Annotated in this window: 14 protein-coding genes; 11 read left to right on the top strand and 3 right to left on the bottom strand. The window is 61.3% G+C overall.

Annotated features, from left to right (window positions below):
- Positions 1 to 88: 88 nt before the first annotated feature.
- Both ABK249_RS00910 and ABK249_RS00905 read left to right on the top strand, forming a co-directional pair.
- Complete coding sequence (locus tag ABK249_RS00910) at positions 89 to 520, top strand: BA14K family protein (protein ID WP_348861944.1); 432 nt, start codon at positions 89 to 91, stop codon at positions 518 to 520.
- Between the two features lie 191 nt (positions 521 to 711).
- Positions 712 to 1203 (top strand): BA14K family protein, encoded by a 492-nt coding sequence (locus ABK249_RS00905; RefSeq protein ID WP_037158258.1) that lies wholly within the window; start codon positions 712 to 714, stop codon positions 1201 to 1203.
- Between the two features lie 69 nt (positions 1204 to 1272).
- Here the strand turns inward: ABK249_RS00905 and ABK249_RS00900 are convergent, their stop codons facing one another.
- Positions 1273 to 2268, bottom strand: coding sequence for a transporter (locus ABK249_RS00900; RefSeq protein ID WP_037159853.1), 996 nt, complete (start codon positions 2266 to 2268; stop codon positions 1273 to 1275).
- 143 nt (positions 2269 to 2411) lie between these two features.
- On the opposite strand from ABK249_RS00900, the gene ABK249_RS00895 reads away from it, so the two are divergent.
- The 5 genes from ABK249_RS00895 to ABK249_RS00875 all read left to right on the top strand — a co-directional run bounded on the left by ABK249_RS00895 (position 2412) and on the right by ABK249_RS00875 (position 5997).
- Entirely contained in the window at positions 2412 to 2627 is a 216-nt protein-coding gene (locus ABK249_RS00895; RefSeq protein WP_081953014.1) for an antitoxin MazE family protein, read from the top strand.
- Complete coding sequence (locus tag ABK249_RS00890) at positions 2627 to 2950, top strand: type II toxin-antitoxin system PemK/MazF family toxin (RefSeq protein ID WP_227702056.1); 324 nt, start codon at positions 2627 to 2629, stop codon at positions 2948 to 2950. Before ABK249_RS00895 ends, ABK249_RS00890 begins: the two co-directional genes overlap by 1 nt.
- Before the next feature lie 85 nt (positions 2951 to 3035).
- Complete coding sequence (locus tag ABK249_RS00885) at positions 3036 to 4841, top strand: acyl-CoA dehydrogenase (RefSeq protein WP_348861943.1); 1806 nt, start codon at positions 3036 to 3038, stop codon at positions 4839 to 4841.
- A gap of 14 nt (positions 4842 to 4855) precedes the next feature.
- Positions 4856 to 5614 carry a crotonase/enoyl-CoA hydratase family protein gene (locus ABK249_RS00880; RefSeq protein WP_348861942.1) on the top strand — a complete coding sequence of 253 codons (759 nt, stop codon included), beginning with the start codon at positions 4856 to 4858 and terminating at the stop codon, positions 5612 to 5614.
- Positions 5615 to 5697: 83 nt separating this feature from the next.
- On the top strand, positions 5698 to 5997 hold the full coding sequence (locus tag ABK249_RS00875) for a hypothetical protein (protein WP_348861941.1): 300 nt from the start codon (positions 5698 to 5700) through the stop codon (positions 5995 to 5997).
- Positions 5998 to 6000: 3 nt separating this feature from the next.
- On the opposite strand, the gene ABK249_RS00870 is transcribed toward ABK249_RS00875, so the two are convergent.
- A complete protein-coding gene (locus tag ABK249_RS00870; RefSeq protein WP_348861940.1) occupies positions 6001 to 7245 on the bottom strand; it encodes a class I SAM-dependent RNA methyltransferase in 1245 nt (414 codons plus the stop codon).
- The gene (locus ABK249_RS00865; RefSeq protein ID WP_037158245.1) at positions 7245 to 7997 is read right to left on the bottom strand and encodes a TlyA family RNA methyltransferase; all 753 of its coding nucleotides are present in this window, start codon (positions 7995 to 7997) and stop codon (positions 7245 to 7247) included. Before ABK249_RS00865 ends, ABK249_RS00870 begins: the two co-directional genes overlap by 1 nt.
- A 154-nt stretch (positions 7998 to 8151) precedes the next feature.
- Here ABK249_RS00865 and ABK249_RS00860 point away from each other — a divergent pair, with 154 nt between their 5' ends.
- The 4 genes from ABK249_RS00860 to ABK249_RS00845 all read left to right on the top strand — a co-directional run bounded on the left by ABK249_RS00860 (position 8152) and on the right by ABK249_RS00845 (position 12461).
- Positions 8152 to 10089 (top strand): methyl-accepting chemotaxis protein, encoded by a 1938-nt coding sequence (locus ABK249_RS00860; RefSeq protein ID WP_037158243.1) that lies wholly within the window; start codon positions 8152 to 8154, stop codon positions 10087 to 10089.
- A 106-nt stretch (positions 10090 to 10195) separates the two neighbouring features.
- The gene (locus ABK249_RS00855) at positions 10196 to 11191 is read left to right on the top strand and encodes a DUF4424 domain-containing protein (protein WP_348861939.1); all 996 of its coding nucleotides are present in this window, start codon (positions 10196 to 10198) and stop codon (positions 11189 to 11191) included.
- Between the two features lie 65 nt (positions 11192 to 11256).
- Entirely contained in the window at positions 11257 to 11877 is a 621-nt protein-coding gene (locus ABK249_RS00850; RefSeq protein ID WP_244446971.1) for a cytochrome b, read from the top strand.
- Positions 11874 to 12461: a YceI family protein gene (locus tag ABK249_RS00845; RefSeq protein ID WP_037158241.1), complete on the top strand. Its 588-nt coding sequence runs from the start codon at positions 11874 to 11876 to the stop codon at positions 12459 to 12461. Before ABK249_RS00850 ends, ABK249_RS00845 begins: the two co-directional genes overlap by 4 nt.
- Position 12462 lies beyond the last annotated feature (1 nt).

Genomic DNA, 12462 nt, shown 5'->3' with positions numbered 1-12462 from the left:
GTGATCGGCCTGGGTCCGGGTTCCCGAGGAACCAAGCTTCCGCATCCGCGTTGTTCCCAAGTGAAATTAAGCACAGGGAAACATCAGGATGAATGCCATTCGTTTGCGTTTGACCACGGTTGCGGCAGCCTTTGCCGTAGCGCTCACGAGCCTTACTCCCGCTCAGGCTTTCCAGACGCAGCCGATCTCCGGCATTTCAACCTCGACCACCATAACGCAGGTCCAATATCGAGATCGTCGCGATTGGCATCGTGACCGCGCACGGTACGGCTGGTACAACGGCCATCGCGGTTATCGCGACCGCCGGCCGGGTTATCGCTATCACAACGGCTTCTGGTTCCCGCTGGCAGCCTTTGCCACGGGGGCGATCATCGGCGGGGCGATTGCAAACGATCGCGCCGGTTATTCCAGCCGGCATGTCGCCTGGTGCGAGAGCCGCTATCGCACCTATCGTGCGTACGACAATACCTACGTGCCGCGCGTTGGCGTGCGCGCACAATGCATTTCGCCATATCGGTGAAGCTTTCCGGGGCTGGATATGGAACCCGGTTCGGGCACGCGGCCCGGGCCGGGTTTTCTGTCGGAAGCGTTAATCGCGCATTCAGGATGAATTCCCTAGGGTCGCTGTGAAGTTCAGCCGTCTGATATAAGAGACGCTGCTTGGCGCAGAGAATTGAAAGAAAAGATAACAACAGGGTATGGAGACTTGATATGACGCTGTTCAGGAAGATCGCCGCCGCTGGTATTTCCGTCGCCGTTCTGGCTGGCTCCCTGATGCCGGCTCAGGCTATGCCGCTTCCCGCGGCTCCGGCCGCGGTTACGGAAAGGTCGGATGTGACCCAGGTACAATACCGGGACCGCCATGATCGGTGGGAGCGCCGTCACTGGCGCCGCGACGCGTATAGGAATGGCTACCGAGACGGTTATTACAATGGCTATCGTGGTTATCGCGACCGCCGGCCACACCATCGTTACTACAACGGCTATTGGTTCCCGTTGGCGGCGTTTGGCGCCGGCGCAATCATCGGCGGTGCCATTGCCTCGCAGCCGCGCTACGTGGCTCCGGCGCCGTCCTATAGCGGTGGCCTCAATCCGCGTCACTATGAATGGTGTTCCGCCCGCTATCGTTCTTACGATTCCTATTCCAACACGTTCCAGCCCTATAACGGCCCGCGTCAGCCCTGCTATTCGCCTTATTACTGAGGCCTATCATCAGGCGTAGCTTTGAAGGCCCGTCCGGCACAAGCCGGGCGGGCTTTTCATTTGATCGGGTCAGAGAATACCGGTGCGCCTCAGCAGCCACCAGGCAGCAAGCACCGACACGCCTATCAGGCTGAGGGCGTAGCCGGTGCCGTTCGTGCCTTCTGCGAAAGGAAGGGACGAGGTGTTCATCCCGAAGAAGCCGGTGACCAGCGTTGGCGGCAGCAGGAATGCCGTCATCAGCGACAGAATGTAGAGGTGCCGGTTCGTCTCGGAGGAGAGCTTCGAGTCAATTTCCTCATGCAGCAGCCGGGCACGTTCCTGCAGTGCGTAAACATCGTGATCCACCGCCTCCAGCCGGCCGACCAGCCGCGAAGCCACGTCGTCGAAACCGGGCGGCATCTCGTCGTCGTCGGCCGCCGCGGCGCGGCGCATCAGTGTCAGCACGGTTCTGAGGTGCCGGTGCAGCCGAACCACGGTGCGCCGCACGGGGGCGAGCCGGCGGCGCTCGTCGCGCGGCGTATTGTCGTAGACGAAATCTTCGATGAGGTTCAGTTCTTCGGTGAGCTCCATCACGAGGCTGATCAGCGTGCGCTGGAATTCGGCGACCAGGGTTTCGAACACGTCGATCGGACGTCTGTAGCGGGAGGCATTCTTTTCGATCGCCGCTCGCATCCGATCGACGGACCGGAGCGGCTGCAGGCGCGTCGTGATGATCACCCTGTCGGAGACGAAGAAGTGCAGCCAGCCGATATCGCGGGTCTCGCTGTCGAATTCCCGCTGGAAATCGACCAGCGTGCCGTAGACGAGCTGCTCGTCAAGCGTGATCGCCGCATGCGTGTCATGAGTGGTAAGTGCCGTGAAGGCCGGCGGCGTCAGGCCCGGAAAGTTCTCGAGGAATGCATTGACTCGCGTGTCGGCGAGATTGAGATGCAGCCAGAGAAAGCCTTCGCTGACATCGAGGTCGCTGCGCGCCACATCGATCGGCAGGCGGGTGCAGGGGGCTGAGCCAGGACGAAAGTGATAGGCCCAGACAAGGCCCGGGATGGCAGGAGCAACGAGCGACATGGGTGATGAATCCGGAAGCATGAGGCATCTCCTTAAGCCCCTTGTGTAACGCTGGTTTCAACAAGATTCTCTAAAGGGTCATCAGGCCCTTGAAAGACGTGCAGCCGTGTGTTACATGTAACGGATTGTCGGAGTATTGTGATATGCCTTCTTCGGTAAGTGAGCGCGTCAGGAAGCGTCGCGAAAGTCTTCGGGCGGCCGGTTTGCGGCCGCTGCAAATTTGGGTGCCTGATACGCGACGTCCAGGTTTTGCAGAAGAGTGCCGCCGCCAATCGAGAGTGGTCGCAGCAGCGGACGCTGCAGATCCCGATCTGCTGAATTTTCTGGATGAGGCTCTGGCAGATCTCGGTGAACCGTGATGCAAAGAGGGGATCTCGTCACGGTCGCCTTAACCGGCGATTTCGGCAAGCCGCGCCCCGCGCTCATAGTCCAATCTGATCTGTTCGACGAGACAGACACCCTTACAGTTTTGCTGCTTTCCAGCACGCTGGTGAATGCGCCCCTTGTTCGCCTTACAGTGCAGCCAGATGCCACGAATGCGCTTAACAAGCCTTCGCAGATCATGGTCGACAAGACGATGACTGTAAGGCGCGATAAACTGGGAAAAGTCTTCGGCCGTATTGATGATGAGACGATGATTTCCGTGACCCGGTCACTTGCCGTGTTTTTCGGATTCGCGTGAGCGTTGACAATTCCATTTACGTTTACGTAAAAAGCAGGAGGGGAATAACCGAAATTGGCTGAATGCGCCGACGAGGAGGAGCATCATGTATAAGGCACCGGTCGAGGAAATCGCCTTCACGCTGAACCATGTGGCAGGCCTTGCGGATGCCGTGGAGATCGGCCGGTTCGGCGACCTCAGTTCCGACTTGGTCAATGCTATTCTGGACGAAGCGGGACGGTTCGCCACCAATGAGATAGCGCCGCTCGGCGAAATTGGCGACAAACAGGGCGCCCGGCTCATCGGCGGTGAGGTGAAGACACCGGACGGCTGGCCCGAACTCTACCGCCACTGGCGGGAGGGCGGCTGGAACGGGCTGACCGCGCCGGAAGCCTTCGGCGGCCAGCATCTGCCGCACATGCTGAACGTTGCCGCTCTGGAAATGTGGAATTCCGCGTCCATGGCTTTCGCGCTGGCGCCGACGCTCACCATGGGCGCGATCGAGGCCATCGCCGCTCACGGCAGCGAAGTGCTCAAGGAGAAATATCTCGAAAAAATGGTGTCCGGCGAATGGACCGGCACCATGAACCTCACCGAGCCGCATGCCGGCTCCGACCTGGGCGTCCTGAAGACCCGTGCCGAGCGTCGCGGTGACGGCACCTATCGCATCTTCGGCCAGAAGATCTTCATCACCTGGGGCGAGCATGACGCCGCCGACAACATCATCCATCTCGTTCTGGCGCGGCTACCCGATGCGCCGGCTGGTACGCGCGGCATTTCGCTGTTCCTCGTGCCGAAATTCCTGGTCGATGACGATGGCTCGCTCGGCGCCCGCAACGACGTCTTCTGTCATTCGATCGAGCACAAGCTCGGCATTCATGGCGCACCGACCTGCACGATGATCTATGGCGACGGCAGGTTCCACCCGGAAAACGGCGAAGAGAAGGGCGCGATTGGCTGGCTGATCGGCGAGGAGAACAAGGGGCTTGCCTGCATGTTCACCATGATGAACAACGCTCGCCTTGCGGTCGGCATGCAAGGCGTTGCAATCGCCGAGGCAGCGACCCAGAAGGCAGTCGCCTATGCCCATGAGCGGACGCAGGGCAGGGCGCCTGGCTGGACTGGCGAGGGCCAGCGGGGGGATATGAGCCCGATCATCGAACATCCCGACATTGCCGGCACGCTGGTCACCATGAAAGCGCTGACGCAAGGGGCACGCGCCATCTGTTATGCCTGCGCCTACGCAATCGACATGTCGCATCACACTGAAGGCGACGAAGCTCGCCACTGGTCCGAGCGGGCCGCACTTCTGACGCCGGTTGCCAAATCCTTCGCGACAGATATCGGGGTCGAGGTCGCCTCGCTGGGCATCCAGGTGCATGGCGGCATGGGTTTCATCGAGGAAACGGGTGCAGCCCGTTACTTGCGCGACGCTCGCATAGCGCCGATCTACGAGGGTACAAACGGCATCCAGGCGATCGATCTGGTCACCCGAAAGCTGCCGCTGTCATCCGGTGAGCACATACGCGGTTTCATTGGCGAGTTGAAAGAGATCGCCGAGAGCGTCGCCGCCTCGAACGAAACGGCTTTAGGTGAAAGCGGCGACCGGCTGCGCGCCGCAGTCGCCGCGCTGGAGGCCGCTACCAACTGGCTCCTGGAGGCGCAGGCCGACGGAAAAATCACCGATGCGCTCGCCGGGGCGACACCCTATCAGCGCCTGTTCGGCTTGACGCTCACCGGCTGCTACCTTGCGAAAGGCGCCTTGGTGGATATCGGTGACGGCGGCATGGAAAAGCGCGTTGCGCTCTGCCGCTTCATGGCGGAAAACCTGCTCGCCGAGACCTCGGCGCTCAAGGATCGTGTTATCTCCGGCGCAGCGAGCCTCGAAGCCGCCCGCGCCATTCTTGCCTGAGAGGAAGACTGCCGGTGAGCGACGACCATATCCTTGTAGAGCATCCCGAAACCCATCCGGGCGTCATGGTGATCCGGTTCAACCGGCCGGAAAAGAAGAACGCCATCACCACGGCCATGTATGTGCGGATGACGCAGGCCCTGCACGAGGCCGCCAATCATCAGGCCGTTCGCGTCGTTGCCTTTCTTGGCACGGAAGGCTGCTTTTCCGCGGGCAACGATCTGGGCGACTTCCTGAATTTTGCGCTGAAGGAAGGCGGCGGGCCACCGGCGGCGTTCGAGTTTCTGCAGGCGCTTGCGACAATCGAGAAGCCGCTGGTTTCCGGCGTCGACGGATTGGCGATCGGCATCGGCACCACGCTTAACCTGCATTGCGATATGACGGTTGCCTCCTCGCGCAGCTTGTTCAGAACCCCGTTCGTCGATCTGGCACTGGTTCCTGAAGCCGGGTCCAGCCTGCTCATGCCTCGGGTAATGGGGCATCAGCGCGCCTTCGCCATGCTGGTGGCCGGCGAAAGTATCTCGGCCGAAGCCGCATGTGCCGCAGGCCTGATCTGGAAGGTGGTGGAGCCGGAAGCCGTGGAGAAGGAGACCCTGGCTCTGGCCTACAGCCTCGCGAAGAAGCCGCCGCATGCGCTGAAGATCACCCGTAACCTGATGAAGGGCAATGGCGACGCTCTTTTGGCCCGGATGGACGAAGAGCTGGTGCATTTCACCGCACAACTCAGGAGTGCCGAGGCGCGCGCAGCCTTCGAAGCCTTCATGCGGCGTTAACGCTGCCGCTCGGGAAATTCTGGCCACCGTCTTCTTTTGGTGCATGAGCAGCGCTAGATTCCTCCTGAAAAGGGGGAGATTCCATGCGCAGAATCCTGTCGGGCCTGTCGATCCTGCTGATCTCATGCTCTGCCGCCGGTGCCGGCGAGTTCTCGACGGCTGGCGGCGGTGCTGTCATGTCGTTGATCCAGTATCAGGGGAATACCCAGTCACGCACCGACGATCGTCCACCGCGGCCGCAACGTTATGTCTGCGTCGTGCCGCCGCGCCAGAGCGACGATCGCACGAGCCCTTATGTCTGCAGGGCGAGCGCCGGCCGTGTCGGCGGGACCTGCCGCTGCCCGAACGTCGTCGGCACCGGCCGGCTCGATTTGGATTATTAGGAATTATCTCTCCAGCAGCGCCACTGCTTCCACATGCGGCGACCAGAGAAACTGGTCGATCGGTGTCACGGATTTGATGCGATAGCCGCCGTCGACCAGGGTTCTGAGGTCGCGGGCGAGCGTCGCCGGATTGCAGCTCACCGCTGCGACCGTCTTCACGGTGGAGCGGGCAAGCTCTTTCACCTGCGCCTCGGCGCCGGCGCGCGGCGGATCGAAGACGACGGCATCATAATTCTTCAGTTCCTGAACCATCATCGGCCGGCGGAAGAGATCGCGTTTTTCGATTGTCACAGGCTTCAGGCCCTGCGTGTTGCGAGCCGCATGCTCCAGGGCTTTCAGCGGCTTTTCCTCGCCTTCGGCGGCATGCACTTTGGCGGTTCGGGCCAGTCGCAGCGCAAACGTGCCCGAACCTGCGAAAAGGTCCAGCACGCGTTTTGCCTTGCCGACATGGGAAAGCACCAGCTCGGCCATCGCGTCCTCAGCCGGTTTCGTCGCCTGGGTGAAGGCGCCCGGCGGCGGCGCGACCTTCACGCCGCCGAAGTCGATCACCGGCTTCTGCGGCTCGATGACCACCTCGCCGTTCACCGAGACACGGGCGATCCCCTTGAGGCTGAGCACGGTCTCGGTCACGGTGCGGCGCTGCTTGTCGGAAAGCGGCTTCAGGCCGTCGGCGGCAAGATCGAGGCCGGAAAGCGTTTCGAGCACCGTGATGCGGAAGGTCTCGGAGCCGGTCGCAAGTGCCTGCCCGATCGCCCGGATTGCTCCGAGCCGCGCCATGATTCCTTGCGAGGCGATCGGACACTCTTCGATCGAGACGATATGGTTGGTCTCGGCACGGTTGAAGCCGATGAGAAAATCCTTCTCCGTCTTCCGGGCGGAAAGGACGACGCGCCGCCGTTCGCCGGGATGTGCGGCGATGAGCGCACCGACCTCCGGCGTCAGCCCCCTGGATCTCAGCGCCTCGATGACGAGGTCACGCTTGAAGGCGCGATAGGGCGCATCCGCCAGATGTTGCAGCGAACAGCCGCCGCAGGCATCGCGATCCGGATCGAAATGCCGGCAGAGGGGCGCGATGCGGTCGGTCGAAGTCTCCGTGATCGATATCAGCGTGCCGTGGCCGCCGTTGCGGGCAATCGCCACCGTCTCGCCCGGCAGCGCATAGGGTACGTAGATCGGTCCCTGCGCGCCCTCTGCGATGCCGTGGCCCTGCGTGCCGAGGCGTGTGATCTTCACCGTTTCTGTGCTCATTATGGTTTCCGCCCTGCAAGCAGGAATTCCTGGTTGCCGTCGCCGCCGGCAATGGGGGAGGGGATGAGGCCGAGGCTCGTCCAGCCCATGTCTTCCACCAGCCAGCGTTCAAGTTCTGCCGCCACAATGGGAGCGGTGTCCGGATCCCGCAGAAGGCCGCCCTTGCCGATCGCTTCGCGGCCGGCCTCGAACTGTGGCTTGACGAGAAGCACGCATATGGCGCCGTGCCGGGCAAGGTTCAATGCCGGAGGCAGTGCCAGCTTCAGCGAGATGAACGAAACGTCCGAAACGACGAAATCGATCACCTTGCCGCCAAGGTCGTCCGCGGTAAGGTTGCGTGCATTCAGCCCTTCGATATTGGTGACACGCGGGTCGCCGGCGATCCGTCCGTGCATCTGGCCGTGCCCCACGTCGATCGCGGTGACATGTGCGGCTCCCCGTTGCAGCAGGACCTCGGTAAATCCTCCGGTCGATGCACCGATGTCGAGGCAGGTCTTGCCCTTCTGATCGAGCTCGAAGTGGTCGAGCGCCGAGACCAGCTTCAGTGCCGCGCGGGAGACATAGGCCTTGGCCGGATCGTCTACGGTGATTGTGGCATCCCCCGGAAAGGTCTGCCCGGCCCTGGTGATGACCTGGCCATTGACGGTAACGGTGCCTCGGGTAATCGCGTCGCGCGCTCGAGACCGGCTTTCGAAGAGTCCCGATGATACCAAAAGCTGGTCGAGGCGCTGATTTTCAGAAGTGTTGGACATACCGGCAGTCAATGCCCGGCTCTGCTGTCCCTGGCAAGTATGTCGCGGGTGAAAACTTAAGCGGCATGTTCAACGCAATTTTAATCGACTTGAGCTTTTCTGGCACGCGGAGGAGACGCTCGAGCCGTGTCATCCGAGAAAAGCGAAAGTAGTCATGTCACTTAAGAATCTTTCCCTCAATAAAAAGCTGATCACCACCTTCGTAGCTTTGATGTCCGTCTGCCTCCTGGCCTCAGCCGGTGTTTATTGGCAGGCCTTGAAATCCAGCCGTGCTTCGGCGCAGCAGGTCGCCTCGCAGACCGTCCTGACCCAGGTGGAGAATGCGCTGGAGGCCATGCTGGAGCAGGCCGTGAACCAGCGCGGCTTCCTGCTCTTCAAAAGCGACAGCACCTATAATGACGTCTTCAACAATCGTGACAGGATGATCGCCGCAATCGATGCCGCCAGGACGGCGGCTGCCGGCATGCCCGACCTGATCGCTTCGCTGGACGAGATGCGGACGGCTGCGGATGTTTTCCATACCCAACTCACCGTACCGCAATTGGATGCGCGCAAGAACACCGACAAGCCGATCGATGAAGTGATCGAGATCGGCCGCAATCAGGCCAAAGGCCAGCTTGACGGCTTCCGCGATGCAGCGGCCAAGATCAAGAAGCAGGCACTGGCTCTGACAACCGGTTTGCAGGACGCCCAGGCCGGCGCGCATCGTGACCTGCTCCTCACGCTGCTGATCGGCGGCGGACTTGCCGGCCTCATCGCTGCCGGACTTGTCTGGGCTCTCTCCCGCGCCATCGTCACGCCGATCGTCGGCATGACCGAGGCCATGACCCAGCTTGCCGGTGGCAATAACGATATCGACGTGCCGGCTCTGGACCGCGGCGACGAGGTCGGTCGGATGGCCAAGGCCGTTGCCGTCTTCAAGGATGCGGCTATCGAAAAACTGCGTCTTGCTCACGATACGGACGCTTTGCGGGAGACTGCCGAGCGGGATCGTCTTGCCAATGATGCTCAGAAGGCTCGCGAAGCTGCCGAGATCGAGTTCGCCATGGACTCGCTTGCGACCGGCCTCGCGAACCTCGCCGATGGCGATGTCGCCTATCGCCTCGAAAAGCCCTTCGCGAGCCGCCTGGACCGGCTTCGCACCGATTTCAACCAGGCGCTCGACAAGCTGCAGGCAGCCCTTCGGGCGGTCGGCGAAAATGCGTCCGCCATCAGCGCCGGTTCCGCTGAAATCCGCGCCGCTGCCGATGACCTCGGCCGCCGCACGGAGCAGCAGGCCGCTTCCGTCGAAGAGACGGCGGCAGCACTTGAAGAGGTGACGACGACTGTAAAGGAATCCGCCCGCCGTGCCGAAGACGTTGGCCAGCGTGTCGAGCGTGCCCGTATCGGCGCGGAGAAATCGGGTGAGGTGGTTCGTCGCGCGGTCTCGGCGATGGAGCAGATCTCGAAATCTTCCGGCGAGATCATCAACATCATCAGCGTCATCGACGATATCGCCTTCCAGACCAACTTGCTTGCCCTGAATGCCGGCGTCGAGGCAGCCCGCGCAGGCGATGCAGGCAAGGGTTTTGCCGTTGTTGCTCAGGAGGTCCGCGAACTTGCGCAGCGCTCGGCCAATGCGGCAAAGGAGATCAAGTCGCTCATTACCACGTCCAGCCAGCAGGTGGATGCCGGCGTGGCTCTGGTTGGCGAGACCGGGGAAGCACTGGCGGCCATTGTAGGAGAGGTGCAGCAGATCAACGAGCACCTGCACGCGATCGTCATCTCCACCCGCGAGCAGTCCACGGGGCTGCAGGAGATCAATACTTCGGTCAACACCATGGATCAGGGCACTCAGCAGAATGCCGCCATGGTGGAACAGCAGACTGCAGCAAGCCACAAGCTCGCCCAGGAAGCCCAGGCCCTTGATGCCCTGCTTCGGCAGTTCAACGTCGGCGGTTCGCCTTCCGCTGCATCGCGTCCTGTCGCGGCATCGGCGGAAGCCCGTCCGGCCGCATCTCCGGCCAATGCGCTGCGCTCCACCGTCGCCAGAGCTTTTTCCGGCAAGGCGGCAAGCGTCGCTGCCGTGAAGGAAGAGTGGTCTGAATTCTGATCCTCTTTCGAACGATCTTTCAAGGCAGGCCGGAGAACTATCCGGCCTGCCTTCTCTTTTGGGGAATCCGGTCTATCTTCCAGCACAAGAGACAGGAAGGGATCATATGCGCTGGACTTTGCTGATCGGCGGGTTGTTGCTCTCGACACCCCAGGCACTCGCCAATGACTCGATGGCAGAGTTGGGGGCCGGCGGGCTGATCTACGTCCAGACCTCCGATGTCGCGATGGAGGAGGAAGATCTTTACATCTCCCGCGAAGAGGTGCTGGTCGACTACGTCTTCAGGAATACCGGCGACAAGGATATTGAAAGCGTCGTCGCCTTCCCGATGCCGGATATCGTCGGCAGTCTGGAAAGCGACATCGCCCTTGACGACGTCGAAAGTGATAATTTCCTCGGTTTTTCGGTCGTGCAGGATAGTAGGCAGATCAAGCCGGAACTGCAGCAGCGGGTGATCGCGGCAGGCATCGACCGCACCGATGAACTTCTCGCCCGTAACATTCCGCTTCTCCCCTATAGCGAAAAGACGTTCGCCGCGCTCAAGAGCCTGCCGGAGGACGTGAAGGCCGAGTGGATCGCCGAAGGTCTCATCTACGTGGATCGCTATGATGCGGGCCAGGGGTGGCAGGAGGACTTGCGGCCTGCCTGGACCCTTCGCTCCGTATATTGGTGGAAGACGGTGTTTCCGGCCGGCAAACCGGTGCGCGTAAGCCATCGTTACAAGCCGAGCGTTGGCGGCACGGTGGCCATGAGTTTCATCGACCAGGGAAAGCCGGGCGCGACTTACAAGGAGTATGTCGAACGCTATTGCATAGACAGCGCCTTCATGAAGACGGCGGCGAAGCTCGAGGCTGCGGCCAGCAGGTCGGGACCGAATTATACCGAGCAGTGGGTCTCCTATATCCTGACGACCGGCGCCAACTGGAGCGGCCCGATCGGCAAGTTCAAGCTGACGATCGACAAGGGCCAGCCGCAGGACTACGTCAGCTTTTGCGGCAGCGGGGTCAAGAAAACCGATCCGACCACCTTCGAGGTGAAGGCACAGGATTTCTCTCCGGAAAAAGACCTGCACATCCTCTTCCTGGCGGCTGCAGACCGATAATCTCAGCGACTGTTGAAGCGGCGTGATCGTTCGCGATTTGCTGGGGCGCTCGTTGAGGAGGATGATTGAAGCATGAAATTTCCGGAAAGCCGGTCATGCGTCATCCTGCCGATCGTTACAATCCCCTTACGATCATCCTGCATTGGCTGATCGCCCTTATCATTCTCGGCCTGATCGTGCTTGGTTTCGTCTTGACCCGGCCGTCCATCGATCCGGGCCTGCAATTCTCGCTTTTCCAGTGGCACAAGTCATTCGGCATCCTGGCGCTACTGCTTGCCGCAATCCGCCTCATCCATTCACTGGCGCTGGTTCGGGTAAGGCCGGCAGCCGGCATGAGTCCGCTCGAACACCGCGCCGCAAAGATGATGCACCATGTGCTGTTGGTGCTCGCGGTTGCAGTTCCTCTGGCTGGTTGGATGATCGCTTCGGTCTCGCCCCTGGAAATTCCGACATTCGCCTTCAACCTCGTCGTCGTCCCGCATCTGCCGGTGCCGAAATCGGACGCGGCTGAAGCCTGGTGGACGACGGCCCACGCCGTGCTTGCCTATTCCACGCTGGCGCTGGTGTTCCTGCATTCAGGTGCCGCGCTTTACCACCATTATCGCCGGCACGACGATGTGCTGACCCGTATATTCGGAGGCCGGCGTCATCCAGTTAAAACATCCATCAGGGAGTGGCGGTCATGACCCGCAAGACAGTCTTGTTCACCGCATTGCTTTTCGCTGCGTCGTTTCCACAGGACGGCCAGTCGGCCGTCGAGGTTCCGAGCCTTGCCGAGGCCGCCGGTCGTTATGCCATTACGCCCGGTTCGAGCATCGCCTTCAGCGTCGGTCAGGTTGGCGGCGGCGGCATCAAGGGCAAGTTCGGCAAGTTTTCCGGCACCTTCAATCTGAAGGCCGGCGATCTTGCTCATTCCATGGTGAGTTTCGAGCTGAAGCCTGAAAGCGTCATGACCGGCCAGGATCGTATCGATGCCTTCCTGCGCTCGGGGGCGGTTTTCGATTCCAGTCAATTCGACACGATCTCGTTCCGCTCCGAACACGTGGAGCAGACGGGGCCGGATAGCGCCCGTATTACCGGCACGCTGACCGCCAAGGGACGCAGCATGTCGGAGAGTTTCGATGTGACGTTGACGGCATGGAACGGCCGCATGATCGCCTTCAACGTCAGCGGCAGGATCTTTCGTTCGCGCTATGCCATGGATGTCGGCACGCCGATCTATTCCAACGTCGTGCAGTTCGACATGATGATCAAGGGCGAGCGGAACTGAG

It is taken from the genome of Neorhizobium phenanthreniclasticum (assembly GCF_040066075.1).
GTDB classification, from domain to species: Bacteria; Pseudomonadota; Alphaproteobacteria; order Rhizobiales; family Rhizobiaceae; genus Neorhizobium; species Neorhizobium petrolearium.
The sequence above is the reverse complement of the archived record's forward strand: the minus strand, read 5'-3'. Positions and strand labels throughout refer to the sequence as shown.

What these genes read in the sequence shown, in the direction of transcription:
- ABK249_RS00910 (WP_348861944.1), top strand. Translation starts at nt 89, where the DNA reads ATGAATGCCATTCGTTTGCGTTTGACCACGGTTGCGGCAGCCTTTGCC.
- ABK249_RS00905 (WP_037158258.1), top strand. Translation starts at nt 712, where the DNA reads ATGACGCTGTTCAGGAAGATCGCCGCCGCTGGTATTTCCGTCGCCGTT.
- ABK249_RS00900 (WP_037159853.1), bottom strand. Translation starts at nt 2,268, where the DNA reads ATGTCGCTCGTTGCTCCTGCCATCCCGGGCCTTGTCTGGGCCTATCAC.
- ABK249_RS00895 (WP_081953014.1), top strand. Translation starts at nt 2,412, where the DNA reads ATGCCTTCTTCGGTAAGTGAGCGCGTCAGGAAGCGTCGCGAAAGTCTT.
- ABK249_RS00890 (WP_227702056.1), top strand. Translation starts at nt 2,627, where the DNA reads ATGCAAAGAGGGGATCTCGTCACGGTCGCCTTAACCGGCGATTTCGGC.
- ABK249_RS00885 (WP_348861943.1), top strand. Translation starts at nt 3,036, where the DNA reads ATGTATAAGGCACCGGTCGAGGAAATCGCCTTCACGCTGAACCATGTG.
- ABK249_RS00875 (WP_348861941.1), top strand. Translation starts at nt 5,698, where the DNA reads ATGCGCAGAATCCTGTCGGGCCTGTCGATCCTGCTGATCTCATGCTCT.
- ABK249_RS00870 (WP_348861940.1), bottom strand. Translation starts at nt 7,245, where the DNA reads ATGAGCACAGAAACGGTGAAGATCACACGCCTCGGCACGCAGGGCCAC.
- ABK249_RS00865 (WP_037158245.1), bottom strand. Translation starts at nt 7,997, where the DNA reads ATGTCCAACACTTCTGAAAATCAGCGCCTCGACCAGCTTTTGGTATCA.
- ABK249_RS00860 (WP_037158243.1), top strand. Translation starts at nt 8,152, where the DNA reads ATGTCACTTAAGAATCTTTCCCTCAATAAAAAGCTGATCACCACCTTC.
- ABK249_RS00855 (WP_348861939.1), top strand. Translation starts at nt 10,196, where the DNA reads ATGCGCTGGACTTTGCTGATCGGCGGGTTGTTGCTCTCGACACCCCAG.
- ABK249_RS00845 (WP_037158241.1), top strand. Translation starts at nt 11,874, where the DNA reads ATGACCCGCAAGACAGTCTTGTTCACCGCATTGCTTTTCGCTGCGTCG.